Source organism: Sphingobium sp., from assembly GCA_035196065.1.
Taxonomy (GTDB): Bacteria; Pseudomonadota; Alphaproteobacteria; order Sphingomonadales; family Sphingomonadaceae; genus Sphingorhabdus_B; species Sphingorhabdus_B rara.
In genome coordinates this window covers 1035349-1060857 of record CP136575.1, presented here as the reverse complement: position 1 = coordinate 1060857, position 25509 = coordinate 1035349, and the positions used below count along the sequence as shown (strand labels likewise).

20 protein-coding genes are annotated in these 25509 nt (G+C 63.0%); 13 read left to right on the top strand and 7 right to left on the bottom strand.

Annotated features, from left to right (window positions below; translation table 11 throughout):
- Window positions 1-105 precede the first annotated feature (105 nt).
- Entirely contained in the window at window positions 106-864 is a 759-nt protein-coding gene (locus RSE16_05010; GenBank protein WRH76829.1) for a TetR/AcrR family transcriptional regulator, read from the bottom strand.
- Between the two features lie 86 nt (window positions 865-950).
- On the bottom strand, window positions 951-2342 hold the full coding sequence (locus tag RSE16_05005; GenBank protein WRH76828.1) for an amidase: 1392 nt from the start codon (window positions 2340-2342) through the stop codon (window positions 951-953).
- 187 nt (window positions 2343-2529) lie between these two features.
- Between RSE16_05005 and RSE16_05000 the strand changes: the two genes are divergently transcribed.
- From RSE16_05000 to ald, 5 genes are all read left to right on the top strand, one after another.
- The gene (locus RSE16_05000; GenBank protein ID WRH76827.1) at window positions 2530-4770 is read left to right on the top strand and encodes a TonB-dependent receptor; all 2241 of its coding nucleotides are present in this window, start codon (window positions 2530-2532) and stop codon (window positions 4768-4770) included.
- A 35-nt stretch (window positions 4771-4805) separates the two neighbouring features.
- A complete protein-coding gene (locus RSE16_04995; GenBank protein ID WRH76826.1) occupies window positions 4806-5534 on the top strand; it encodes an SDR family oxidoreductase in 729 nt (242 codons plus the stop codon).
- Window positions 5535-5565: 31 nt separating this feature from the next.
- On the top strand, window positions 5566-6411 hold the full coding sequence (locus RSE16_04990; protein ID WRH76825.1) for a fumarylacetoacetate hydrolase family protein: 846 nt from the start codon (window positions 5566-5568) through the stop codon (window positions 6409-6411).
- 39 nt (window positions 6412-6450) lie between these two features.
- Window positions 6451-7833 carry an MFS transporter gene (locus tag RSE16_04985; GenBank protein WRH76824.1) on the top strand — a complete coding sequence of 461 codons (1383 nt, stop codon included), beginning with the start codon at window positions 6451-6453 and terminating at the stop codon, window positions 7831-7833.
- An 87-nt stretch (window positions 7834-7920) separates the two neighbouring features.
- Complete coding sequence (ald, locus tag RSE16_04980) at window positions 7921-9033, top strand: alanine dehydrogenase (protein ID WRH76823.1); 1113 nt, start codon at window positions 7921-7923, stop codon at window positions 9031-9033.
- 302 nt (window positions 9034-9335) lie between these two features.
- Here ald and RSE16_04975 read toward each other — a convergent pair whose 3' ends face one another.
- Together RSE16_04975 and RSE16_04970 are read right to left on the bottom strand one after the other, a co-directional pair.
- A complete protein-coding gene (locus tag RSE16_04975) occupies window positions 9336-9923 on the bottom strand; it encodes an integrase family protein (GenBank protein ID WRH76822.1) in 588 nt (195 codons plus the stop codon).
- A 531-nt stretch (window positions 9924-10454) separates the two neighbouring features.
- Window positions 10455-11309, bottom strand: a complete 855-nt coding sequence (locus tag RSE16_04970; GenBank protein WRH77301.1) for an alpha/beta hydrolase — start codon at window positions 11307-11309, stop codon at window positions 10455-10457.
- A gap of 42 nt (window positions 11310-11351) precedes the next feature.
- On the opposite strand from RSE16_04970, the gene RSE16_04965 reads away from it, so the two are divergent.
- Window positions 11352-12068 carry an IS6 family transposase gene (locus RSE16_04965; GenBank protein ID WRH76821.1) on the top strand — a complete coding sequence of 239 codons (717 nt, stop codon included), beginning with the start codon at window positions 11352-11354 and terminating at the stop codon, window positions 12066-12068.
- Here RSE16_04965 and RSE16_04960 read toward each other — a convergent pair.
- Window positions 12065-12274, bottom strand: coding sequence for a hypothetical protein (locus RSE16_04960; GenBank protein WRH76820.1), 210 nt, complete (start codon window positions 12272-12274; stop codon window positions 12065-12067). The genes RSE16_04965 and RSE16_04960 overlap by 4 nt on opposite strands.
- A 166-nt stretch (window positions 12275-12440) precedes the next feature.
- A complete protein-coding gene (locus RSE16_04955; GenBank protein ID WRH76819.1) occupies window positions 12441-13904 on the bottom strand; it encodes an NAD(P)/FAD-dependent oxidoreductase in 1464 nt (487 codons plus the stop codon).
- Window positions 13905-14041: 137 nt separating this feature from the next.
- Here RSE16_04955 and RSE16_04950 point away from each other — a divergent pair, with 137 nt between their 5' ends.
- On the top strand, window positions 14042-14359 hold the full coding sequence (locus RSE16_04950; protein WRH76818.1) for an SCP2 sterol-binding domain-containing protein: 318 nt from the start codon (window positions 14042-14044) through the stop codon (window positions 14357-14359).
- Window positions 14360-14394: 35 nt separating this feature from the next.
- Here the strand turns inward: RSE16_04950 and RSE16_04945 are convergent, their stop codons facing one another.
- Complete coding sequence (locus RSE16_04945) at window positions 14395-14997, bottom strand: TetR/AcrR family transcriptional regulator (GenBank protein ID WRH76817.1); 603 nt, start codon at window positions 14995-14997, stop codon at window positions 14395-14397.
- 128 nt (window positions 14998-15125) lie between these two features.
- Here RSE16_04945 and RSE16_04940 point away from each other — a divergent pair, with 128 nt between their 5' ends.
- From RSE16_04940 to RSE16_04915, 6 genes are all read left to right on the top strand, one after another.
- Complete coding sequence (locus tag RSE16_04940) at window positions 15126-16316, top strand: saccharopine dehydrogenase NADP-binding domain-containing protein (protein WRH76816.1); 1191 nt, start codon at window positions 15126-15128, stop codon at window positions 16314-16316.
- Window positions 16317-16416: 100 nt separating this feature from the next.
- The gene (locus RSE16_04935) at window positions 16417-19017 is read left to right on the top strand and encodes a TonB-dependent receptor (GenBank protein WRH76815.1); all 2601 of its coding nucleotides are present in this window, start codon (window positions 16417-16419) and stop codon (window positions 19015-19017) included.
- A 62-nt stretch (window positions 19018-19079) separates the two neighbouring features.
- The gene (locus RSE16_04930; GenBank protein WRH76814.1) at window positions 19080-20504 is read left to right on the top strand and encodes an MFS transporter; all 1425 of its coding nucleotides are present in this window, start codon (window positions 19080-19082) and stop codon (window positions 20502-20504) included.
- A 40-nt stretch (window positions 20505-20544) separates the two neighbouring features.
- The gene (locus tag RSE16_04925) at window positions 20545-21954 is read left to right on the top strand and encodes an aminotransferase class III-fold pyridoxal phosphate-dependent enzyme (protein WRH76813.1); all 1410 of its coding nucleotides are present in this window, start codon (window positions 20545-20547) and stop codon (window positions 21952-21954) included.
- A complete protein-coding gene (locus RSE16_04920; GenBank protein ID WRH76812.1) occupies window positions 21951-24125 on the top strand; it encodes a DUF6605 domain-containing protein in 2175 nt (724 codons plus the stop codon). Before RSE16_04925 ends, RSE16_04920 begins: the two co-directional genes overlap by 4 nt.
- Window positions 24122-25501: an FAD-dependent oxidoreductase gene (locus RSE16_04915; protein WRH76811.1), complete on the top strand. Its 1380-nt coding sequence runs from the start codon at window positions 24122-24124 to the stop codon at window positions 25499-25501. The genes RSE16_04920 and RSE16_04915 overlap by 4 nt, the downstream gene beginning before the upstream one ends.
- The last annotated feature ends 8 nt before the right edge of the window (window positions 25502-25509 follow it).

Genomic DNA, 25509 nt, shown 5'->3' with positions numbered 1-25509 from the left:
TGACGGTCTCTGCCGCAACCTGAACACCGCAAGACGCACCCCGGTCCGCACCCCAGTCCGGCGCGATCGGCGTCTTGATCACGGTTCTGGCAGCCGGTTTGGCGCTTAGCCGTCCAGACCGCGCAGGTATGCGCGGGTAACGTCTTCGATGATCGCGATCATCGACTTGCGCGTGCCATGCGGGTTCGAAATCATCTTCGTCGACATGGCCACGGCGAGGCCGTAAATGAACGAGAAGAAGGCATAGGCCTTCTGACAATGCTCGTGCGACCAAGCGATATCATCCGTGCGGAAGATATCTTCACCATAGACGATGTGCGTTAGTACAGCGAGCGATTCGTCTCCGTACTTCACGTAGTTTGCGCTTTGTGTCGGTTCCTTGCTGTATCCGAACATGATGCGGAACAGTTGCGGTTGCTTGAGGCTGAGTTCCACCGTTTTGACCGCGCATTCGATCATGGCCTCTTCCCGCGAGAGGTTGCTCTTGATCAGCTTTCGCATCATGCGGGTGCGCGCCTGAAAGCCCTTGGCGGCAATTTCCAGCAGCAGGAATTCCAGGCTGGGATAGTGATTGTAGAAATTGGCCGAAGTAACGCCGACTTCCCGGCACAGTCGACGTGCCGTAATATCCTCAACCATCTCGGTTTCAAGGATGCGCTCTGCCGCTTCCATCAGTCGCGCCGGGACGTTCCCTTTATGATAGGGTTCAGCGGCCTTGCTTTTCATGGCCGCAGCGGATGCGGACTTGCCGGTCATGCCGGGGTGCACCCAGTGGCCAGGCGGTAGCGGTAAAGCATCTTCAATTTCCCATCCGCCCTGCAGCTTCGATGCCCGGGCCCACAACGCCTCAAGCACGACTTGCACAAGCGTTCAAGCTTTGCCCGATCGCGATGCTGCGGCGGGCGAGGCTGGACTAGTCGGGAAATAGCCTCGCGTCATGTGAAAAGTGCTTACATTTGCGGGAATGGCCAGGGTGCCGTCAGTTCGGCAATCCGGGCAAGCCGCAGCAGGATATCGTCACGGTGCCGCCGCGCCGTAATCTGCAGGCCGACCGGTAGTCCTGCCGCCGTAAACCCTGCGGGGATGGAAATGGATGGATTCCAGCACGCATTGGCCAGCATTCCAAACGGTTCGGCCCCGGTTTCGGAAGCATCTCGCCCGTCGATCACCTCTGGCACCAATTCATCAGCGCCGTAGGGTGCGCAAGAGGTCGCAGGCGACATCAGTAGATCGGTTTCGGCAAACAGATCGGCAACCTGCCGCTCCAGCAGATAGACCTGTTGCCAGGATTTCTGGACATCGATTTCGTCGCGCCGGGCGCGGATCTTGCGGATCAGGCTTTGCACGGGTGCTGACAGCATTTCGAAGCCATCGGGCAGGATGCCGTCCCTGATGAAGTCCGCCTCCAGCGTGCTGCCCATGATCGCGCCGAAATGGCGATAGATGTTGACTGGGGCGAAAGGCACATCTCGTTCGACCAGTTTGGCGTTGCGGATCAGGCGCTGAGCCGCTTCGCGGGCAATCTCGATCACTTCAGGCTCGACTGGGGCATAGCCGTAATCCGGCGTCCAGGTGGCGCGCAGGCCTTTGACGTCCAAGGTTTCAATGCTGGCCTCGAACGATCCGGGAAAGGCCGGGAGCGACTGGCGGTCTCCATCATGCGGACCGCCCGCGACATCAAGGTGACGCGCCGCATCGGCCACGGTGCGGGTCAGGGCACCATGGACTGACCAGTTGGCAAAGCCGTTCATTTTCGGAATACGGCCGTGGCTCGGCTTCAGGCCGATGATGCCGGTGAAAGCTGCTGGCTCGCGGATCGATCCGCCGGCGTCCGTTCCGGTAGCCAGTGGCACCATCCCAGCGGCGACTGCTGCAGAGGACCCCCCGCTGCTGCCGCCGGGGGTCTTCTCCAGGTTCCACGGATTGCGCGTGGTTCCCCACAGTTTGGAAGTCGTGGCCGAATCCATCCCGAATTCGGAACAGGCAGTGGTCCCGACGATAATCGCTCCGGCACTTCTCAGCCGGGCGACGTGGCGGGAGTCGGACTTCTCCGGTGGAGCATCGCGCAGGAACCAGCTGCCCTGGGTCATCCTGAACCCGGCGCAGGCCTCCATGTCTTTCACCCCGATCGGCACGCCGGCGAAGGGGCCTGGATCTTCGCCCGCGGCGACCTTGCGGTCGATCTGCTCTGCCGCTGCCAGAGCGCTTTCCGGGTCGAGCATGACAAATGCATTTATCGCCGCATTCAGCCGTTCGATTGCGTCCAGTGCATCACGGGTCCGCGCAACTGCCTTAAGCTTTCCCTGGCGAACCTGTTCAGCTGTTTCGACTACCGATTGCATGTTTTTACACCCCGCAAAATGGATCGGCGAATTCCTGTAAACGTGCATCCCTTCTTTCAAGGGCGCAACCGTTACCGGGTGCCTTCAGTGTGATCAGTGTTGACATCAAACGAATCTGCATTCAACATCCAAAATGATCAGCGATCACATTAACTGAGAATTCGCTGACGAAATGGGACAGGAGAGGATGATGGTGGCGAAGGTGAATTTTCGGTCGTCCCTGTTGGCGGCAGCATGCATTTCGGCATTCGCAGGCACGGGCGCCCGGGCAGAAGAAGCAACGGATACGGCAAAGGCCGAAAGCGCGGATGCGATCGTCGTTACGGCACGTCGCCGCGCGGAGATCCTGACAGAAGTTCCTGCGACTGTCAGCGTTGTCGACGGTACCATGCTGCGCGATCAGGGCATTTCAAACATTCGCGAGATTGTCGGGCTGGTGCCGAATGCGGTTATTCAAGACTCCGCGAACGGGCTCAACACGTTCATCAACATTCGCGGCATGCAGTTGGTCAATACCCAGGCAGAGCCAAATGTGGGTGTTTATCGCAATGGCCTTTACGCGGGCGGTCATCGCCAAAGCCTCGGTGCCCAAGTAGACATCGAACAGGTTGAAGTTCTCCGCGGGCCTCAAGGTGGATTTTATGGCCGGAGTTCGCTGGGCGGCACGGTTGATATCATCGCTACCATGCCCAAGGCGGAGCTGGGCGGTTATATTCGCGCTTCCTACGGCAGCTATCGCCGCAGCGAATTTGAAGGCGCAATCAACCTGCCCATCTCAGATAAAGTCGCGCTTCGGGTAACGGGCTGGCATTTTAATCAGTCACGCTCTGAAATGAAGAACGACACCCTTAATGAATACATTGGCGCGATGACCGACAAAGGGGTGCGCGGAACTCTTCGTGCAAGTTTGGCTCCTGAATTCACCGTCGAAGCCCTTGCCGAATACCAAGAGTACGACGGACCTTCGCTGATCTCCTTTGCGCCAAACGGCATTACCGGCAACGGCCTCACCTTCATGCCTTCGAAGAAGGAAACCTTTGCGCAGGTTTTTCGTGATACTGGATCGACTTCAGCAAAGTCGAATGCGTACTTCTTTGTAAAAACGGAGTATGATGCCGGTTTCGCAACCTTTGCAGTCAATGGCAGTTATCGGGAATATCGCTTCAACGCGATCTATGATCTTGACCAAACAGATCTTGGACCGCCTTATAACATAAAGGGCGTCGCCTCACCGACAGACAAGGTTGAGGATACTTATCTCGAAGCCTTGGTCACCTCAAAACAGGACGGGCCGTTTACCTGGATGCTCGGTGCTTCCTATTTCAACGAGCATTATGGCTACGATGTTAACAGCGATTACACATTCAATGTCGATGTAGTGACGCGCATGCCACTTGGACTTGGTGTGCAAACTGTTCCTGTTGGCGGGCCAAAGCCTGGGACAACGATCTACACCGATTCAAAGTCCGTATTCGCTACCGCTGCCTACGATCTAACTGAGAAACTTACTTTGAGCGGAGGCTTGCGTTACAATTCCGACCGTAAGCGCCTCACCTTCTTGTCTGGTATCAAGCCAATTGCCAATCCGACCTTGGCTTATATCGCGAACGCGGCCTTTTCTTCTACGTTCCCCACGTATAACTTGAATTCGGAAGCAACGTTTAACTTTACTTCTCCGACCGTAACGTTGCGTTATATGCCTAGCAAACAACTCAACTTCTACATGACTTACGGTACGGGTTTCCGACCAGGCGCCTTTAACCTTACGCCAGTCTCTGCCGATACAATTCCATACCGCGAAGAAACCGCCAAGAATTACGAAGCGGGCTTCCGCGCACAGATGATGAACGGCAAGCTCTCGATTAACGGTGCGGTGTTCTATATGCCTCAGGACAATGTCCTGGTGACGCAGTCCACGCCGTTGGCGCAGTCCTACTATGCCAACGTTGGCACCAGCAAGACCAAGGGACTTGAGCTAGAAATGCTGGCGCGGCCCACTTCATGGTTCACCGGCGGCATTTCATTGGGCCTTCTGGATGCAAAGTTCGACAAGGCCACGGTCAATGCAGGCCGTCCTAATGCGTTCACCCTCGATGGCAAGATGCTGCCCTACACTCGGCGGGGATCGATCCAGGGGATGTTTGCAGTAGATGCGCCCATGTCTGACAGCGTAGATTTCGTTGCCAATGGTGTGTTCCGTTTTGAATGGGGCGGCATGCTGGGAGACTACGTGGGGGTCAGCAAAACCTATCCGGCCTACAACAAGATCGACCTGCAAGTTGGCTTGGAGCTGCGCGATAAAACGCGGCTAACGGTTGGGGTCAAGAACCTGCTCGATGAGCATGTCCCCCAGTTCTACTTCTACAACGGCGCACAGACGGTAACGTCTGGGCGGACCTTCAGTGTCGATCTGAACCACCGGTTCTGATCAATACTGCGGTTAGGAAACAAGGGAAAAGGTTGATGTCGGCTCTGGATGGCAAAGTAGCTCTGGTTACAGCAGCAGGTCAGGGAATTGGGCGCGCAATCGCCACTGCATTCTGTGCCGCTGGTGCTAAGGTCATCGCAGCCGACATCAACCGCGATTTGCTGGACGATCTAGCGGGAGTAGTCCCGTTGCAGCTTGACGCGACTGATCCCGCGGCAATTGCTGCGGCAGCGCAGGCCAATCCCGATGTCGGCATATTAGTCAACGCTGTTGGCTTCGTTCACGCTGGCTCGATCCTGGAGTGCGAGCCTGCTGAGTGGGATGCGGCGATCCGGATCAACGTCACTTCGATGTACCAAATGATCCGCTCGTTCCTACCCGCCATGCTGGACCGCCAAGCAGGGGTGATCCTCAACATTTCCTCGGTCGCCAGTTCGATCAAGGGTGTGCCGAACCGCTTTGCCTACTCCACCACAAAAGCTGCGGTAAACGGCCTGACCAAGTCCATCGCTGCCGATTTCGTCGGGCGGGGTATCCGCTGCAATGCGATCTGCCCCGGAACGGTTGAATCGCCCTCGTTGCAAGAGCGACTACGTGCAACCGGAAATTACGAACAGGCACTGGTCGATTTTCGCGCGCGCCAACCGATGGGCCGCTTGGGACGACCCGAAGAAATCGCAGCGATGGCCCGCTATCTTGCGAGCGACGAGGCCGCATTCACCACCGGGCAGACGTATATCATTGACGGTGGCTGGGCGATCTGAACCTGCAAACAAGCGAAAAAGGAAACTGCGCGTGAAATTCTTCCGTCATGGACCTGCGGGTTCGGAAAAGCCCGGCGTGTTGGATGGCCAGGGAGGCATGCGCGATCTATCAGGTCTGATCGGCGACATCGACGGCGCTGCGTTGGAGCGCGGGCATGATCTGGGGTTGGGGGCCATTGACCTGGAATCTCTGCCTCTTGTTCAAGCCGGAACGCGGATTGGTCCTTGCGTCTCCGGTGTCAGCAAATTTGTCTGTATAGGCCTCAACTATTCTGACCACGCGCGTGAAACCGGCGCCGAGGTGCCGCCAGAGCCGGTGGTTTTCCTAAAGGCCAATTCCGCAATCTGCGGGCCGGACGATGACATCCAAAAGCCGCGCGGCTCGACCAAGCTGGACTGGGAGGTCGAACTGGGCCTGGTCATCGGGCGTCGCGCCAAATATGTCAGCGAAGCCGAGGCCATGGATCATCTGTTCGGATACTGCCTGATCAACGATGTGTCCGAACGTGAATTTCAGTTGGACCGGTCTGGCACCTGGGACAAGGGCAAGGGCTGCGACACCTTCGGGCCGATCGGGCCATGGCTGGTAACCCGCGACGAGATTGCGGACCCGACCGCGCTGCATATGTGGCTGGAAGTCAACGGGAAGCGTTTTCAGGACGGTTCGACCTCGACCATGGTTTACAAGCCGGCCTTTCTCATCAGTTATGTATCCCAGTTCATGACTCTCATGCCCGGCGACGTGATTTCCACCGGCACTCCGCCCGGCGTTGGAATGGGGCAGAAGCCGCCGTTGTTTCTAGAGGTTGGCGATCGAATTAAGTTGGGGATCGAAGGTCTCGGAATTCAGCAGCAAACGGTCGTGAACTCACGATAGACGGCCCGCGCGTCGCACGAAACAAGCATGGAGTGAAGCGTGGCTAGCGGGGAGAGTAACAACAATAGATCGCTGTCCGGCACGCAGCTGGTCGCTTTCGGCTTGCCGGCAATGTCACATGCCCTGGTCGCGGGCGCCGTCTATACCGTGCTGCCCACTCACTACGCTGCCAACACGGCCATCACCCTAGCCCAGATTGGGACCGTGGCCGGGCTCAGCCGGGTGATCGATGCCCTTAATGATCCGGTCATGGGCTATTTGTCCGATCGCACGCGAAGCCGGTTCGGCAGCCGCAAGCCCTGGATTGCAGCGGCAATCATCTTTTGCGTGATTGCCGTGTTTCAGCTCTTTTCGCCGCCCCGCGATGCTACCTGGGTGTACTTCCTGATCTGGTCGCAAGTGCTCTACACTGGCTTTACCATGTTCGAAGTGCCGCGTTCTGCTTGGGGGGCGGAACTAAGCCGGGACTATAACGAACGGGCCCGGATCGGGATGTTTGTCGGGGGTTTCAATATCGCGGGTGCATTGACCTTTTACCTGGTGCCAATCACGCTGGGCATGTTCGGCGGCAGTTCCAAGGTTGATGGCGCGGCATTGAGCCTGATCTCTTGGGTCTATGCGATTTCCATGCCGGTTGCCGTATTGCTGTGCCTGTGGCTGGTCCCGCAGGGGCGCAAGCTTGACCACAAGCCGACTACCCTAAGGGGCGTCGGCAAGACGATCTTGCGCTCGTTGCCGGCCCGCAGGCTTTTCACCATCGTCACGCTTTGGGGACTGGGCCAGGGTGTGTTCGTCGGTTGTGCCTTCATCTTCTACAGCTACTACATGAAGCTGGACGAATGGTTCGCGATGATCATGGGGCTGTTGTTCCTGATACAGGTGATGGCGCTGCCGCTATGGTCGCGGATACTGCCGCGGTACGACCGTCACCGGGTCTGGGCTTTCTGTATTGGCGCAGCAGCCTTGCTGGCTCCGATCGCGCTGCTCCTGCCCAAGGGTGAACAGGCGCTGCCTTATCTTTTTCCGCTGGTCATCGTGCAGGCTTTCCTGATGGCTCCGGCCAACTTTCTGCCCGGCGCGGTGCTTGGCGACGTCATTGATTATGACACCATGAAAAGCGGGACGAACAAGGCGGGCAATCTGTTTGCGGTCCAGATGGTCCTGATCAAGATCGCCATGGCGCTGGGCGGCGCGGTGGCCTTCAACCTGTTGCAACTGGTCGGATACCGGGTCAACCAGCCCAACACCGATTTTGCCAATTGGGGACTGGCCGCGATCTTCCTGGGCATTCCGCTGTTGTTCCACCTGGCGATGGCTGCGCTGGCATGGAATTTTCCTTTGGATCGTCGGCGCCACGGGATCATCACCCGCCGCCTGCAATCGCGTCAGATCGTGCGGGAAGAACTGCTGGTGCCCAACTGACCCGACCGTGTGGTTAACGAGCCACGGAACAGCAAATTTCAGGCTTTTCACTGCGGCGCAAAAGCGTTCGCAACAAGGGAGTGCGCGATGCGTGTTGGTACAGTCAAAGAGATCAAGAATCACGAGTATCGCGTTGGCCTGACGCCGGAAAGCGTGCGTGAACTGGTTTCGCATGGGCACGAAGTCTGGGTCGAATGTAGTGCTGGTAACGGGATTGGTGCCAGCGATGCCGATTACATCGCTGCTGGCGCTGCGATAAAAGCCACTGCGCAGGAAATCTTCGCCGCCTGCGAAATGATCGTGAAAGTGAAGGAACCCCAGGCGGGCGAACGTGCCATGCTGCGGGAAGGGCAGATCCTTTACACCTATCTCCACCTTGCCCCTGATCCCGAGCAGACGGCTGACCTCGTCAAAAGCGGGGTCACGGCAATTGCCTATGAAACCGTGACCGCCCCCGATAACTCCTTGCCCTTGCTAAAACCGATGAGCCAGGTGGCGGGCCGCATGGCCGTCCAGGCCGGGGCAACGGCGCTCGAAAAGGCGCACGGCGGCCGCGGCGTCCTTTTGGGAGGTGTGCCGGGCGTTTTGCCCGCCAGAGTTGTGGTGATCGGTGGCGGCGTGGTTGGCTTCAATGCCGCTCAAATGGCGGTCGGTTTGGGCGCCGATGTCACGATTCTGGACCGGGACGCCGCCGTGCTGGAGCGGCTTGATACCCATTTCGCCGGGCGCGCACGGACTTTATTTTCGGGCCGGGCCAGCCTTGCCCAGCAGGTTGCCGAAGCCGATCTGGTCATCGGAGCGGTGCTTGTGCCGGGGGCCGCCGCGCCCAAGCTGGTCACCCGCGACATGCTCAAGACCATGAAGCCGGGGGCCGTGCTGGTCGATGTTGCGATTGACCAGGGTGGATGCTTCGAAACCAGCCGCGCCACTACGCACGCGGATCCAACCTTCATTGTCGACGACATTGTGCATTACTGCGTCGCGAATATGCCGGGCGCGGTCGCTCGCACCAGCACCTATGCCCTCAACAATGTGACGCTGCCTTACGCCCTGAAGATAGCTGGACATGGCTGGCAAGCCGCCTTGCGCAGCGACCCCCACCTCGCCGCTGGGCTGAACGTACACGCAGGCCAAGTCATCCACGAAGCCGTCGCCCGTGACCTCGGCTATCACCACATCGCGATCAGTTCGGTTCTGTAAAAGTGCATATCATAAAAAACGTTTCTTTAGGCTTCTTTTCGCGGGGTTTTCGGATAGGAAAGTCTCCGCCGCAGCGAGAATGAGCGCCAAGCCGACACCGGGACATAAGCCTAAGTTAGTTCAGCAATATGGTTTATGTGTCAGACTTTCGCGGGGGCCATTTGTGCAAGATCGGCAAGGTAGCTGCGGCGGATCAGGGCGAAGACTACAGCGGCGGCCAAGCGACCGCCCAGCAGAGTGCCGGTGATGTCCCACTTGTTGCCAACCCCACCAGGCACATTTCGAAAAGTTCGACACCGATGTTAAGCCGTCAGCGCGCCGTCCAGGACTTTTGTGATGGATTCAGCTGCCAGCATGGCCGGCTGAGCGGCAAGATGAGCGTAGCGCGCGGTAGTCTGCACCTGAGTATGCCCCAGCAGCTTCCCGATGATGGGCAATGAATGGCCAGCCGCAATCGCCGTCGAGGCGAACGTGTGCCGCAGGTCATGGATACGAACCTCTGACAGACCGGCTCGGGCACGCACCCTCTGCCAGAAGGGCTGAAGATCAGTTAGCCGGGCACCCGGCAGCATTCCTGTGATTACCCAAGGGTTGTCGGGCAGGCAAGGGGCATGCTCCAGCAGTTCGCAGGCGGCTGCGGGATCTTTTCCGCTCCGTGCATCGCTTAGAATAGCCAAGGCGTTGGCGCGTGCCTGCTCCGCGGTCAGTACGGTATGTGGCCCCAGCGAGATCCGCCGGGATCGTCTCCCCGCCCGGTACTGCACAATGTACTGCTTCCGACCTGAAGGCAGCACACGCAGGCCCAGGCCCGGAATGTCCTCATCCCAAAGGTAATACTCTTTGACCTTGGGCGTTGCGCCTTCCACAATTCGTTTGGTCAGTCTGGGCATTCTGCACCTGCCGTTGCCATGTAATCGTGACGGACAGCTGCTCAGATTAACCAGGATGGTCAAGCAACATATTGATTTATAGTATAGAAAGGAAGAAGTGCGATTTTCTGCGTAGATCCCAGACAAGAGAACCGCTGGAGTCCCAAGTGATATCAGTTGTTGTACGCGGAATTTTCGTCAGCACAGTGGAAGCAAGAGGGATAAAAAGCCCTCGAACTGCTGCGTGTTTTAGCGATCCGGTGTTGGCGGCAAGATGGGCCCAACTGTCGGAAATTGCGAACTATAGCGCTGCAGAGCGAATTTCTGCTAAGCTATTGAATATGAACTTTTAATCAGTAGGTCGCTGGTTCGAACCCAGCAGGGCTCACCACCTTTTCAATCATTCGCATGGCAGTTTTCCGTCCCGCTTGGCCTCGGGATCCGCACCGGTAATCGGGTTGCGATCTGCTGAACGGATTGTGCGGATTCGTCGTGTGCCGACGTCAGGAAGTGGCAATTGCCGTCGGGCGCATCGTCTGGGCGGCCGATCCTTCAATGCTTCAACCCATACGCCGTGCAGAATGCCACCAGTGCGTTCGAAACGGCTTCCGGGGCTTCTTCCGGCGCGCTGTGGCCGATGTTTTCCAGCAGGGTCTTGGAGACCAGCCCGGGGTAAGTCTGCTCCATCGCATCATAAAGTGGATGCATCAGATCCATGACGGGATCGGCCGCGCCGCCGATGAACATGGCGGGCTGGGTCACGGGTTGCCCGGCCAGGGCGGCGGTCAGGTCCCAATTGCGATCGCGGCAGCGGTAGTGTGCCAAGGGGGCCACAAACCCGGCTTTGCTGTATTGCCGGACGTATTCACCGAACGCCTCTTCGCCCAGCCATGATGGGGTAAAGCCGGGATCCGGCAACACATCAAGCACGGTTTCACCGGGCCTCACGAACAGCCGCCAGCGCTGGGCTCCCGTGGCCTGCCCTGAAATGGCGAAATGAATGCCCCGCAGCGACTTGGCGATGTCAGCATCAAGCTGGGCTTCGGCGAGACCCGGTTGCTGGAAGTAGTGGTGGTGCGACTTGCCACCAAACTGCGCCTCCAGCGCTGCCCAGCCCGTGCTGGGACGCTGCGCTTCCCGCGGGCCGACGACCGTGCTGATCAGGGCCAGGGCCGGAAACAGGTCTGGCCTGAGCCTTGCAGCATAAGCCGCAATCCATGCACCCAGATCGTGCCCGACCAGAAGCGCACCTGGCTCGTCCAGGGCAGCCAGCAGCGCAACCACATCTCCGGCACTGTGCAGCAGGGTGTAGTCCTCGACGGGATCGGGTTTGCCGCTTTCGCCAAAACCCCGAATGTCCGGGGCGACCACCCGGAACCCCGCCTCGCTGGCACTGTCAAAGCAAATGCACCTGCTGGTAGCGAGGGCGTTTGAAGGCTAAGCGGCGTCATGTCTCGACGCCGCAAATCCGCCAGTCCCTTCCGCTATTTCAACTCGTCACCGGAGATCATCCGTCTCGCGGTGATGCTGTATGTCCGCTTTCCGTTGTCGCTGCGAAACGTTGAAGACCTACTATTCGAGCGCGGCATCGACGTGTGTCACGAGACGGTGAGGCTGTGGTGGAACAGGTTTGGTCCACTGTTTGCTGCAGACATCCGGCGCCAGCGGGTAAACCGGATGCGCGGCTTCAAACACTGGCGTTGGCACCTTGATGAGATGTACGTCAAACTCAACGGCGAGATGGTTTATTTATGGCGTGCTGTAGACCACGAGGGTGAGGTTCTGGAAAGCTACGTCACTCGGAAACGCGACAAATCCGCAGCTTTACGCTTTCTGAAGAAAGCCATGAAACGCCATGGACAGGCAGAAGAAATCGTTACTGATGGACTACGCTCCTACCCTGCCGCCATGAAGGAACTGGGCAATGTAGAGCGGCGGGAGATGGGACGCTGGCTAAACAACCGAGCTGAAAACAGCCACCTCCCCTTTCGACGACGAGAACGGGCGATGCTGCGATTTCGGCAAATGAAGTCCCTACAGAAATTTGCTTCAGTCCATGCTTCCTTCCACAACCACTTTTCCCAGGAACGCCACCTCGTCGACCGAACCACATTCAAGCTTCGACGCTCGGCCGCACTGGTCGAGTGGCAAAACCTTGTGAACTAAAGAATTGCAAAGTTGAGGATCATTGCATCCAGTGGAGAGCGGTTCGCATTAGACTGACAGCACCCTGGCTGGTCGTTGATCTGCATGGCGATGGTCTGACCGCCGCGAACCACGAGGTCCCTCTGAGGCGTGTCGGCCGGATCGGCCGATGCGGTCATGGACTGTGCAGAGAGCATCAGCCCGAGTATCAATTTGTACCAGTACATAAAGGCAATCCCATCATGATTTGAATAAGTGGAGCATTAGTGGCGATGAATGAACGATGAAGCCCGCTATCGAGGCGCGAGCGCGGCGAGACGGGCACTCGTGGCCGGGTCGGACACCACTTGGGGCCCGTGAGGGAAGAAACTCTCGTTCACCTGCGCCCGGCCTTCAGCGGAACGTCAGGGGTGCCTCGGTGAAGTCGATTTTTGGAAGCTCGTCGCGTTCCGTCCAGTAATCCTGCGTGTGGGTCCATTCCTGCCCTTCGCCGCGGCGGGGAAGGATGTGTCCGCCGCGCTGCATGTAGCCAGGGGCGAAGTCCTGCCCTTCCATCCAGGGCGTGCGAACCATGCCCTGCTCGTGCGCACGGGGCCCCGCCTCGACGGTCTGCCACCCGTTCGCCGCCATATGGCGCAGCATGCGGCACATGAAATCGCCCAGCAGGTCGACCCGCAGCGTCCAGCTCGCGCGGAAATAGCCATAGGTCCACACGAGGTTGGGCACGCCCGTCATCATCACGCCCCGCCAGGTCATCTCTGAGGAAATGTCGACCGCTGCGCCGTCGACATGGAGGGTGACATCCCCCAGCACTGCGAGATTGAATCCGGTCGCCGAGACGACCACGTCAGCCTCGAGTGTCCGGCCGGATTCGAGCACGATGCCCTCGGGCACGAACTTTTCGATCCGGTCGGTGACGATTTCGAATGCGCCGCTCTTGAGCGCCTTGAACAGGTCGCCGTCGGGCACGAAGGCGATCCGCTGGCGCCACGGATCATAGCGCGGGGTGAAGTGGGTCTCGATATCGACGCCGGGCCCTGCCTGTTCGCGAACGCCCTCGATCAGCATCTGCTTGGCCGCAGCGGGATAGGCGAGCGCGAGATCGGTCGCGACCTTCTGGTCGGCCAGAACCTTGCGGCGCACGATCTCGTGGATCCACGCTGGGTCGACATCGAGCCCGCGCAGCGTTTCGGCGAGTTCGTTGCGGTTGCTGCCGGGATAGAAATAGGTCGGCGAGCGCTGCAGCATGGTGAGCGCGCCGCACTTGCCGGCGAGCGCCGGAACCAGCGTTGCCGCGGTGGCACCCGAGCCTACCACCACTACCCGCTTGTCCGAAAGGTCGATGTCCTCGGGCCAGGCCTGCGGATGGATCAGCCGTCCGGCGAAGTCGGCAAGCCCCGGCCAGTCGGGCGTATAGCCCTGATCGTGGCGATAATAACCTGCACAGGACCACAGGAAATGGGCGGTATATTCTTCGATCTCCTCCGACCCTGCGACCGCGACGCGGACCACCCAATGGCGCTCGGCGCTGCGCCAGTCGGCCGAGACCACACGGCGACCATAGCGGATCTGCGGGCCGAGCGCATATTCCTCGATCACCTCGCCGAGATAGCGCATGATCTCGGCGCCGCTGGCGATCGGCGGCCCCTCCCACGGTTTGAAGCGGTAGCCGAAGGTGAACAGGTCGCTGTCCGAGCGAATGCCAGGATAGCGATGGATCAGCCAGGTGCCGCCGAAGCTCTCGTGCGCTTCGAGAACGGCGAAGCTCTTGCCCGGAAGCTGGGTCTTGAGATGGCAGGCCGAACCGATGCCTGAAATGCCTGCGCCGATGATCAGGACGTCGAAATGCTGGGCCATTCTGTGGGCTCTCCCGTGTGGATTTCGCCAACAGATAGACTGACCGGAATAAAATAACAACTGTTGTGATTGAATGGGAGCCGTTAAGACCCGGTGCCCGCGATTCGCTGCGGGAGAGCAGATAGGGAGTGGAAGAGATGACAAGTGATGCGCTTGCCCAGGTGACCGCCGGGCTGAAGGACGCGGTGGGTGAGGACTGCGGCCTCGGCGCGGTGGTGAAGTTCGACTTCGGGCCCGAGGGCGTCGTGGTGATCGATGCGACCGCGGTGCCCAACGTCGTCGACAACGAGGACCGTCCCGCTCAGTGCACGCTCAAGCAGAGCATCGCCGATTTCGCCGCCATGAGCGAGGGCACCCTCGGCGCCGCGCAGGCGATGATGACGGCGCGCCTGAAGATCGAAGGTGACATGGGGCTTGCAATGCGGATCGACGGGGCGCTGTCGCGCGGTCGCTGAAGGCGCCCAACGCCTGGGCGCCTTGACCTCGTGCCTCAGCGCGGGGCGAGGCGCGCCAGTGCGGCCTCGACAATCGCCATCTGGTAGTCGTGCGAATAGAGCTCCGGCGAAATCAGCGCCTGGATGCCGACCCCGTCGACGATACACAGGATCACGTCGGCCTCGATCGCCGGATTAAGCTCCGCCGCCACCTCGCCGCGCACCTGCATCGCGGTGAGCAGCGCCGTCCACATGGAGCGCATCTGGGCATAGAGTGAGCGGTGCTGTTCGGCCTGCTTGCCGTCCGACAGCGCGGCAACGGTGAAGGCGAGCCACACCCGCCACCACAGTTCATTGTCCGCCGACCCCGGAAGATAGCGGCCGAGCAGATTGCGCACGTCTTCCAGCGACGCCTCGACGCTGCTCGGGTCGATCCGGTCGAGTTCCAACTTGGCGATGATCGCCTTGAGAACGAAGCCGAGCAGATCGTTCTTGTCGCGGAAATAGTGGGTGAGCACCCCGGTGGTGCTGCCGAGCTCCTGCGCGATCGCGCGCATCGAAGCGCGGTCGAGCCCTTCGCGGGCGATCACGGCACAGGTAGCCTGAACAACCTCGTCACGGCGGCTGTCGGCAGGGGTGGCGGTGGGTTGGGCGCTCATTATTTCCCCATACACCGGACCGCCACCTCACAACAAGTGTTATGTGCCCCTTGACAACATAACAACCGTTGTGATGTGATCGCGATCCTGACGCAATGAGGCGCGGGACAAGGGATGGGGACGATTCGATGAAGGTGCTGGTTCTCGGGGGTGCAGGCGGCATGGGGCAGGTCGCCGTGCGTGAAGCAGTGCGGTTCGATTTCGTCGAAAGCGTGACGGTCGCCGATCTCCATGCCGAGCACGCGGCCGAGGTGGCGGCGCTCTATCCCGGGCGAGCGGGCGCGATCGGGCTCGACATCAATGATCGCACGGCGATGCGCGCGGCGATCACCGCGCATGACGTGGTCCTCAATGCGGTGGGGCCGTTCTACACCCATGGGTTGCCGGTGCTCGAACAGGTGATCGATGCTGGGCGGCACTACGCTGATATCTGCGACGACTGGGAGCCGACGCTCGACATGCTGGCGCTCTCGCGCCGCGCCGAGGAGCGCGGGGTCACGGCGGTGATCGGCATCGGCGCCAGTCCCGGCGTCACCAACATGATCGCGCTCAAAGCCGCGCGCGCGCTCGACGAGGTCGATGACCTTCTGACCTGCTGGTCGATCGAGGGAAGCGACGAGGATCTCGAGGCGATGCGCAGCCAGCGTCCGCGCGCGACCGGGGCCAGTGCGGCTGTCGTCCACTGGGTCCAGCAGCTGACCGGCGCCATTCGGGTGCTCGCCGACGGCGGCTTTCAGGACGTTAAACCGCTCACCAGCCGGACGATCCACTATCCGGGCCGGGGCGAGGTGGTCACCTGGTCGGTCGGCCACCCCGAGGCGGTGACCTTGCCGCGCGCGGTGCCGGGTCTGATCCACTGCGCCAACGCGATGGTCGGCCCGCCCGAGAGCTTCGAAGGTCTCGCGATGATCGCCCAGCTGGTCGACAGCGGCGCGCTGACCATCCACCAGGCCGCCGACGCGATCCTGGCCAGCATGCAGGAAAAGGCCGCCGCGCCGGTCCAGCAGGAGCAAAAGGCGCGGGGCGTGGCGCCGCCGCTGTTCGCCTGGGCGAGCGGTCGGCGCAATGGACGACCCGCGATTGCTACTGCCGAAGTGCACTCCATGCCCGCAGGGGGCATGGCTGGCTCAACCAGCGTACCTTTCGCTCTTGTGCTGCCGCTATTCGCCAACGGGCTTGGCACGCGCCATGGCGTCTTCGCGCCCGAAGAAATCATCGATCCCGACGACTTTCTCGACCGGCTTGCCCCGCTGTGCGCGGGCAACTTCGCCTCGGGCCGCGAGCTGGTCAGCGTCACCTGCGAGGAACAGGACAGCTGAGCGGCCCGGCACCGCACCGTCATCACGCACCCGAGGGAGCAGGCATCAACAACAACGGCAAGGCGCTGCGGGGGCGGCGCAATATTGGGGAGGAACAATCATGATCAAGACCCGTAAGCGCAGCTGCGCAGGCATCCGGCAGGCACTCATGCTCGGCGCGGCGTTGTGGAGCCTTCCGGCCTGGGCCACGCCCGGTGCGGAAGGTTCGGCGGATCCGGCCGAGCAGCCCGCCGCGCAGGACGCCGCCGCCGGGAGCGCGGAGCCCACGCCGCCCGCCCCCAACGAAATTCTCGTGACCGCGCAGCGCCGCTTGCAATCGATCCAGGACGTGCCGCTTGCAGTGACCGCGCTCGATCAGCAGTCGCTCGACACGCTGCAGCTGCGCAACGCTTCCGATCTTCAGGCCTATGTGCCCAACCTCTCCTTCACAGCAACCAATTACGGTGGCGTGAACTACACCATTCGCGGGATCGGAGCGAGCGTGCTTGGGGACGGAGCGGATACTGGCGTTGCCTTCCACTACAATGGTGCCTTTCTCCAAAGCGGCGGCAGCACGAACATCTTCTACGATTTAGAAGCGGTCGAGGTGCTCCGCGGGCCGCAGGGTACGCTGTTCGGCCGCAATGCAACGGGCGGCGCGGTCAATCTACGCACCCGTCGCCCAGGTTTCGCCTTTAAGGCCTTCGCCGATGTCGGCGTCGGCTCGCTCGGCAGCTATCGCGGACAGGCGGTGATTAATGTGCCGCTTTCGGAGAAACTTGCGTTCCGTCTTGCGGGCTATGGCGAGGCCTATGACGGGGACATCCGCAACATCGCCAACGGGAACCGGATCAATGGCACAGACGCGGTCTCTGGCCGTGCTGCGCTGCGTTGGCAGCCGGGTACCGATACGACCGTTGACCTGACCGCAACATACCTCCATGCGCGCGGCGACGGATTGCAGGCGCAACGCCGGCTTTGCAACCGCGATCCGATCGGCAATCTTGGTTGTCTACCGGACCGCTTGGAGCCGGGTATTCCCAATTTCGCTGCGACCCTGACCGGGCTTGCCGCTGCCGGGGTGGGACTGGTGCCGTTCGGCGATGATCCTTTCACTGGGTCGCAGATCGCCACGCGGCCGCGTCAGGTCTCGCTTGATTTTGATCCCAGTATCGGGACCGACATTTGGATTGCCTCAGTTGAACTGGAGCAGAAATTCGGTGACTTCACACTGAACCTGCTTGGAACTTTCCAGGATGAAGACGGCTTCTATACCACCGATACCGACTTCGCAGTCGCGGCTGGGCAATTTGCCCCGCTGTTTCCAGGCGGCGTTGCCACCAGCCTTCCTGATCCCGGCAATCTTGGCTCGCTCGGCGGGCAGGTGCTCGGCCGGTTCAACCGTCCCTACACCTTCGAGCGCGCTGACGGCAAAAGCCGCCAGTGGCTCGCCGAGGCGCGGCTGTCTTCCCAGTTCGAGGGGGCCTTCAATTTCTTGGTTGGGGGCTTCTTCGTCGATTTCGACCGCAGCGAGAACCTATACCTGATCAGCTCGCCGCTGGATGCGCTAGGGCAAGTGCTCGGTGCCGCCCCGCCGTTCTTCCGGCTCGAAACTCCGGTCGCCGACCTCCAGTCCTATGCCGTGTTCGGTGAAGCTTACGTGTCGCTCAGCGACAGTCTGCGCTTCACCGGCGGTCTGCGCTGGAGTCGGGACCGCAAGGACCAGTCTAACCGTAGTCTGCTCTTCAGCCTGCCCCAGCCGTTCGACATCAACACTCTCACCCAGAGCGCCATGACAGGGCGCGCGGTGATCGAATGGAACCCCGATTTCGATTTCACCGAGGACGCGCTGGTCTATGCGAGCTATTCGCGCGGGTTCAAAGGGGGTGGGTTCAACCCGCAAGGCGTGGTGGCGGTGCCGCCGACCTTCGACCCCGAAAAGGTCAACGCCTTCGAACTCGGCTCCAAATCAAGTTTCGGCGGCGGGACGACGCTTAACCTCGCCGGCTTCTATTATGACTACAGAGGCCTGCAGGTCTCGAACATCGTCAACCGCACCTCGGTCAACGCGAACATCGATGCCGACATGTGGGGCGGCGAGATCGAGTTGCAGCTGCGCCCGGCGCGCCAGCTGACTTTCGATCTCAGCTTCGCCTATCTCGGCTCACGTATCGGAGAGGCTTCCGTCATCGATCCGCGCGATCCGACTGGGGGCGTGCCCGGCACCATTGCTGTCAAGGACATCAACACAGCGGCCAATTGCGTTGCGACCTTCGCTCAGCTCGTTACTCTCCTCGGCGGGGTGCCGTTCGGCGATTGCGCCGCACTGGGCCTGCCGGCGGGCAATGCCGTCGCGCTCAAGGGCAACCGCCTGCCCAACGCGCCCGAGTGGACGGTGCGCGTGGGCGCGCAGTTCGACGAGAAGCTCTCGTCCAAGCTCGCCTTGCGGATCCGCGCCGACGTGACCCAGCGCTCCGACATCTGGGGGCGCATCTTCAACCGTGATCCGATCGACCGGCTCGAGGGTTGGGGCGTGGTCAACGGCACGGTGCAGCTCTCCGACATCGACGAGCGCTGGTATCTGCGCGTGGAAGGATCGAACCTGTTCGACAGCGCGGGGGCGACCGGGATGTTCGTCGCGGATGCCTCATCGGGCCTGCCGACGAACCTGTTCCTGCTCCCGGCGCGCCGGGTCATCGCGGTGGCAGGGGTGCGGTTTTGAGCACTGCGGCGAGCCCGGCGGTCGGTGCCGGCCGTGCCGCCGGAAGTCAGGGCAGACACAAGGTGGCAGGCACCGGCAGGCTCGGCAAAGCACGGCTGACGGCCTATGGTGCCTTCACCATCCCGCTCGGCGTCGCCGGCCTGCCGGTCGCGATCTATGTCGCGCCGGTATATACCGACCATGTCGGGCTCGGGCTCACCGTGGTCGGCCTCGCGATCATGGCCACCCGGCTACTCGACATCGTGATCGATCCGCTGATCGGGCGGCTGAGCGATTCGACCCGCAGCCGGTGGGGCCGCAGGGTGCCGTGGATCCTCGCCGGGGTGCCGGTGATGATGCTGGGCACCTGGCAGACCTTCATGCCCGGCCCCGATGCGAGCGCGCTCGGCCTGTTCGTGTGGCTCTCGGTCTTCTACCTCGGCTGGGCGATGATCGTGGTGCCCTATGCCGCCTGGGGGGCGGAGCTTTCGCCCGACTACCACGAACGCTCGCGCATTTCCGGATCGCGCGAGCTGTTCTCGGTCATCGGCCTGCTGTTCGCGGTGACCTTCCCGCTGTTCGTGCGCCCGGACAGCCTTGCCGAAATCACCGATCGCGCCGCGCTCGAGACGGCGGCGATCGTCTCGGACGTGGAAGCGCTCGGCTGGGCGACGATCATCCTGCTTCCGCTGCTCACGATCATCCTAATCCGCTTCGTCCCCGTCATCAGCGCGCCGGCCGAGGACGTGCCCTTCACCCGGCAATTGTTCCGCGAGACGCTGCGCAACCGGCCCTTCATGCTGCTGCTCGCAGGCACGTTCCTCGCCGGGCTTTCGACCGGCATGAACCAGACCACGGTGATCCACTACTACCGCTATCGCGCGGCATTGGGGGATCAGGCCGACGTGATGATCTTCTACTTCTTCCTCGCCGCCGTTGCGGGATCGTTCTTCTGGGTGTGGGTCGGGCGGCACTTCGCCAAGCACCGGGTCGTCGCGATATCCTCGGTGATCGCCCTCGTCGCCTCGCTCGCGATCCTGCTGGTGCCGGCGGGCGACGTCACCGGCTTCACTTTGATCCAGCTCGCCACCGGGTTCGCCTATGCCGGGCCGCTGATCCTCGGGGCGTCGATGGCGGCCGACGTGATCGATCTCGAATGGCTGCGCAGCGGGTTCCAGCGCGGGGCCATGTTCATCGCCTTCTGGGGGATCGGCAAGAAGCTGTCCGAAGCGGTGGGGGTGGGGATCGGCCTGCCGCTGATGGAGGCGATGGGCTTCAGTCCGGCCACTGCCCACACCGACGCGGGCCAATGGGCGCTGATTGTCGTCAACGTGCTGCTGCCGGCGGTCTTCGCGCTCGCCGCGATCCCCTTCATCCTTGCCTATCCGATCACCGAGGCGCGCCAGCGCGTGATCCGCGCCGCGCTCGACCGGCGCATCGGCAGGCAGGCCCGCGCCGCCGCCCATGCCGCCGAGGAGAGCGAAGTTCTTCTCGAAACCGTCCGCTAGGCCGCGCTGTCGGACCCGCACACACAAGGACCCTTGATTCATGACGACCGCCTCTGACGACCTCATCGGGATGCTGCGCGCCGAGGGCGATTTTGCCCATGTGTTCGGCTATCACCCCTTCAACATCGAGCTCGCCGACGCCCACGGCATCTGGCTGCAGGACACCGCCGGGCGGCGCTACATCGACGCTTCGGGCGGGCCGATGGCCGTGAATATCGGGCACGGCGACCCGCGCATGAAGGCGGCCATCGCCGCGCAGCTCGATCACTTCGCCTATTGCCACCCGATGCTCGCCAACCGCCCGCGCGCCGAACTTGCCGCGGCGATCGCCCGCCACACGCCGCCGGGCCTGTCGGCGGTCTATCTCGTGTCGGGCGGGTCGGAGGCGGTCGAGACCGCTCTGAAACTCGCCCGTCAATACTGGGTCGCCGAAGGCCGGCCGGGCAAGCACAAGGTGGTCAGCAATTTCGAAAGCTACCACGGCATGACGCTGGCGACGATGGGGTTGAGCGGCAATCCGGGGGTGCTGCGCGCCTATGATCCGATGGTACCGCACTGGCCCAAGGTGCCGCAATTCTCCTTCGCGGGCCGCCCGGACGATGTCACCATCGACGACTGGGTCGACCAGAGCCTCGCGCAGATCGAACGCTGCTTCCATTACGAGGGCGCAGACACCATCGCCGCCTTCATCGCCACACCCCACGGCTGCGGATCGGACTACGGCCTCGTCGCCCCGCGCCGCTACTGGGAGGGGGTGCGCGCGCTGTGCGATGCCTTCGACATCCTCTTCATCGCCGACGAGGTGGTGACCGGCTTCGGCCGTACCGGCGCGTGGTTCGCGATGGAGCATTTCGGAGTCGTTCCCGACCTCATGACCATCGCCAAGGGCATGTCGGGCTGCGCCATGCCGCTCGGCGGCGTGGTGGTCTCAGACCGCGTCCGCGCGCCCTTCGACGAGGGGCGCGCCTATTTCGTCCACGGCTTCACCCATGGCGGCCATGCGCTGGCCTGCGCGGCCGGGCTCGCCACCATCCGAATCCTCGAGGAAGACCGCCTCGTCGAAAGCGTGGCGGCCAAGCACGAGCGGCTGTTCTCCTACCGCGAGCGGCTGCTCGCCCACCCGAGCATCGCCGATGTCCGGGGCTGGGGCCTGTTCATGGTGCTCGAGCTGGTCGAGGACAAGGCGAGCCGCACCTACTTCGCCCCCGAGCGCGGCGCCGAGCAGCTGTTCCAGAAGATCGCCTTCGAGAACGGCCTTGCGTTCTACTCGACGCTCTACGGCCCGCGCCGCCGCCCGCTGATGAGCCGCGGCCTGCCGATGTGGGTCTCCCCGCCGCTGATCATCACCGAGGCGGAGATCGATCTGCTTATCGAGCGGCTGGATCGCACGCTCGACATCTGGGAGCGCAGCCTCGGCTTTGCTACCGATGCGCGGAGTGCAGCGTCGTGAGCCGGCTGGTCGCGGCCTACCCCTCGCAGCTGGTGGTGCAGCCGGGGAACGACATAAGCTTTCACGCCCACGCCGACACACCGCTCGACTGCGCCATCGACTGCGTGCGCATCGTGCAGGGCGATCCAGCGCTGCCGCTCGACCTGCCGGTGGCGGCGCCCATCGGCGAGGGCCGGATCGCGGTCCACCCGCAGCCCATCGCGGCCGGGTCCTCGGCCCATGTCACGCCGCAGCAGCCCGCGATGCTGGAGAGTTTCAGTCTCGGGCTGGCGCTGATGCCGACCCGGCTGCCGCCCGGGAGCGCCGGGGTGCTGGCGCTGCAGGATGACACGGGGACGGCGGCGGTGTCGCTGCGGATCGATGCACAGGGGTGCCTGTCCATCGCCGTGCGGGCACCAGGTGATACCGCGCCGCTGCGCCTGCCGCTGGCGCTCCCGCTGCGCCGCTGGGCGCTGGTGAGCCTTTCGGTCGATGCCGCTGCCGGCATGATCACCGCCGGCGTGCGCATCATCGGCGAGGGGCAAGGCGACCCTTGCGGCCTTGCCGAGGTGTCGCAGGCGATGACGCCCGTCCCCTTCGCGCTTTCGGGCATGCTGATCGCCAGCGACGGCGAGGGGCCGAGCTTCGACGGCAAGATCGATGCCCTGCGGGTGCGCGCCGGGGCCTCCCCCCGCGAGGCGATCGAGGCGTTGATCCATGACCCGGCGCCCGAAAGTGAGACGCTGGTCTGCGCGCTCGACTTCGCGCTCGGCACCGGGACCCCGGTGGTGGCGAGCCAGACCGGGCCGATCTGGACCGGGCTCACCCGCAACCTGCCCTCGCGCGGGGTCAAGGGCCTGCGCTGGGACGGCACCGTCCATGACTGGCAGCGCGCGCCCGAGCATTACGGCGCGGCCCATTTCAGGAGCGACGACATATACGACATGGGCTGGGAGAGCAGTACCGACTGGGCCGTCCCGGCCGACCTGCGCTCGGGCGCCTATGCCGCCAGGATCACCGATCCCGATGGCGGCCGCGCCTATGCCACCTTCTTCGTCGAGCCGAACGGGCCATGCAACGAGGTGGTATTCCTTGCCTCCACGGCGACCTATCTCGCCTATGCTAATGAGACGGTGTTCCTGCGCCTGCCGGAAATGCTCTACGGGATCACGCCGCCGCCGCCCGACGATTACATGCCTTTGATCAATCACCCCGAGTTCGGCGGATCGCTGTATGAGCACCACGCCGACGGCTCGGGCGTGCGCACCTCTTCGTGGCTGCGCCCGCTCGTCAACCTGCGGCCCGAGAGCCGGATGTGGTCGTTCAACGCCGACACCGCGATCACCGCCTGGCTCGAGCGCGTCGCCCCCTGCTATGACACGGTCACCGATCACGGCCTCCACGCCCGCGGCGTCGCGGCGCTGGAAGGCGCGCGGGTGGTGGTGACCGGCACCCATCCCGAATATGTCAGCGACGAGATGCTCGACGCTCTCGAGGCCTTCCTCGCCCGCGGCGGGCGGCTGATCTACATGGGCGGCAACGGCTTCTACTGGCGCACCGCGCTCAGCCCGCATTTCCCCGCCGCGGTCGAGATCCGCCGCGCCGAGGACGGCACCCGCGCCTGGATCGAGGAGCCGGGCGAATATCATCAGGAGTTCGACGGCAGGCTCGGCGGGCTGTGGCGGCGCTGCGGGCGGCCGCCCAACCGGCTGGTCGGAGTGGGCTTTGCCGCGCAGGGCTTCATCACCGGTGCCCCCTATCACCGCGCCCCCGGGGCGGACGATCCACGCGCGCAGTTCATCCTCGAAGGCGTCGAGGGCAGCGTGATCGGTGCCCACGGCGAGCGCGGCGGCGGGGCGGCTTCCGAGGAGATCGACCGCTGGGACCCCCTTCTGGGCTCGCCCCCGCATGCGCTGGTGATCGCCTCATCGAAGGGGCACGGCCCCGACATGCTCAAGGTCAAAGAGGAGTTCCACGCCACAATGCCCGTGTTGCAGGACGCCGACACCCGCGCCGATCTGACCTTCTTCGAGACCCGCGCAGGCGGCGCGGTGTTTGCCACCGGCTCGATCGGCTGGGCCGGGGCGCTCGCGACCGGCGGCTATGACAACGACGTTGCGCGCATCACCGGCAATGTCCTTGCCCGGTTCCGCTCGCCCGAACCCTTCGCCTGGCCGGAGGCGGGCCGATGACCGGGCGGCGCAAGGTGGTGCCGCTCGCCAGCGACTGCATCGTGGTGGGCGCCGGCGCCTCGGGCCTCGCGGCGGCACGCCGGCTGCGGGCTGCGGGGCTCAGCGTGATGGTGCTCGAGGCGCGCGAGCGGGTCGGCGGGCGCCTGAAGCGCGGCACCCTCGCTGGACAGCCGGTCGACCTCGGCGGGATGTGGCTGGGGCCGAGCCAGAAGCGGCTGCTGGCACTGACCGAGGCCTACGGGCTCAGGACCTACGAGACCAACCTTGCCGGCCGTAACATCGTCGATTTCCAGGGCCGCGCGGCATCGGGCGAGGGCGAGAATGTCGATGCGGCCTTCGGCCTCGTCGCCGGGCTCGATTACAAGGCGACCTTCGGCAAGTTGCTCGCACTGGCGCGGGGGCTGACGCTCGAAGAGGTGCAGCAGGGCCCGGCGCTGGCATGGCTCGATGGCTGGTCGGTCGCCGCCTGGGTCAGCCGCCACGCCCGCACCCGCCGGGCCAGAGCCACCTTCGCCTTCCTCACCCGCTCGATGCTATGCGCCGAGCCCGAGGATGTCTCGATGCGGTTCTTCCTGTTCTACATGCTGGCGGGCGACGGGGCCGAGGTGATCTTCTCGGCCGCACCCGGCGGCGCGCAGCAGTTCGCCTATGAACGCGGGCTGGTCGAAGTGCCGGAGCGGATGGCAATTGAGCTTGGCGATGCGGTGCGGCTCAACACCCCCGTCCGGACGATCACGCAGGACGCCGCCGGGGTCAGGGTCGAGGCCGCGGGCGCGACCTTTGCGGCAAAGCGCGTGATCGTCGCGCTGCCCCCGACACTGGCGGGCCAGATTGCCTACGACCCGCTGCTGCCGCACCAGCGCGATGCGCTGCATCAGCGCATGGCGATGGGCAGCGTCATCAAGGTGTGGATCGCCTACGCCCGCCCGTTCTGGCGCGAGGCGGGACGCAACGGCTTCGGCCTTATCGCCGACAAGCCGTTCTCGCCCTGGTTCGACGTGTCGCGCCCCGGCCGTCCGGAAGGCCTGATCGTCGGCTTCTTCGATGCTGCCCACGCCCGCACGTGGTCGCCGCGCGGCGCCGAGGCGCGGCGCGCCGAGACGCTGCGCCAACTCGCCAGCGCCTATGGGCCAGAGGCCCTGTCGCCGCTCGATTACGTCGATCACGACTGGTCCGAGGAACGCTGGTCGCGCGGCTGCTACGGCGGGTTCGGCGGCCCGGGCCTCCTCAACGCCTGCGCCTCGGCGCTGCGCACGCCTTGCGGGCGGATCCACTGGGCCGGGACCGAAACTGCGCTCGAATGGTGCGGCTATGTCGAGGGCGCGCTCGGCGCGGGCGAGCGGGCGGCCGACGAAGTGATCGCGGCGACACACTAGGGGGAGAC

What these genes read in the sequence shown, in the direction of transcription:
- RSE16_05005 (WRH76828.1), bottom strand. Translation starts at nt 2,342, where the DNA reads ATGCAATCGGTAGTCGAAACAGCTGAACAGGTTCGCCAGGGAAAGCTT.
- RSE16_05000 (WRH76827.1), top strand. Translation starts at nt 2,530, where the DNA reads ATGATGGTGGCGAAGGTGAATTTTCGGTCGTCCCTGTTGGCGGCAGCA.
- RSE16_04995 (WRH76826.1), top strand. Translation starts at nt 4,806, where the DNA reads ATGTCGGCTCTGGATGGCAAAGTAGCTCTGGTTACAGCAGCAGGTCAG.
- ald (WRH76823.1), top strand. Translation starts at nt 7,921, where the DNA reads ATGCGTGTTGGTACAGTCAAAGAGATCAAGAATCACGAGTATCGCGTT.
- RSE16_04975 (WRH76822.1), bottom strand. Translation starts at nt 9,923, where the DNA reads ATGCCCAGACTGACCAAACGAATTGTGGAAGGCGCAACGCCCAAGGTC.
- RSE16_04965 (WRH76821.1), top strand. Translation starts at nt 11,352, where the DNA reads ATGTCTCGACGCCGCAAATCCGCCAGTCCCTTCCGCTATTTCAACTCG.
- RSE16_04960 (WRH76820.1), bottom strand. Translation starts at nt 12,274, where the DNA reads ATGTACTGGTACAAATTGATACTCGGGCTGATGCTCTCTGCACAGTCC.
- RSE16_04955 (WRH76819.1), bottom strand. Translation starts at nt 13,904, where the DNA reads ATGGCCCAGCATTTCGACGTCCTGATCATCGGCGCAGGCATTTCAGGC.
- RSE16_04950 (WRH76818.1), top strand. Translation starts at nt 14,042, where the DNA reads ATGACAAGTGATGCGCTTGCCCAGGTGACCGCCGGGCTGAAGGACGCG.
- RSE16_04945 (WRH76817.1), bottom strand. Translation starts at nt 14,997, where the DNA reads ATGAGCGCCCAACCCACCGCCACCCCTGCCGACAGCCGCCGTGACGAG.
- RSE16_04940 (WRH76816.1), top strand. Translation starts at nt 15,126, where the DNA reads ATGAAGGTGCTGGTTCTCGGGGGTGCAGGCGGCATGGGGCAGGTCGCC.
- RSE16_04935 (WRH76815.1), top strand. Translation starts at nt 16,417, where the DNA reads ATGATCAAGACCCGTAAGCGCAGCTGCGCAGGCATCCGGCAGGCACTC.
- RSE16_04925 (WRH76813.1), top strand. Translation starts at nt 20,545, where the DNA reads ATGACGACCGCCTCTGACGACCTCATCGGGATGCTGCGCGCCGAGGGC.
- RSE16_04915 (WRH76811.1), top strand. Translation starts at nt 24,122, where the DNA reads ATGACCGGGCGGCGCAAGGTGGTGCCGCTCGCCAGCGACTGCATCGTG.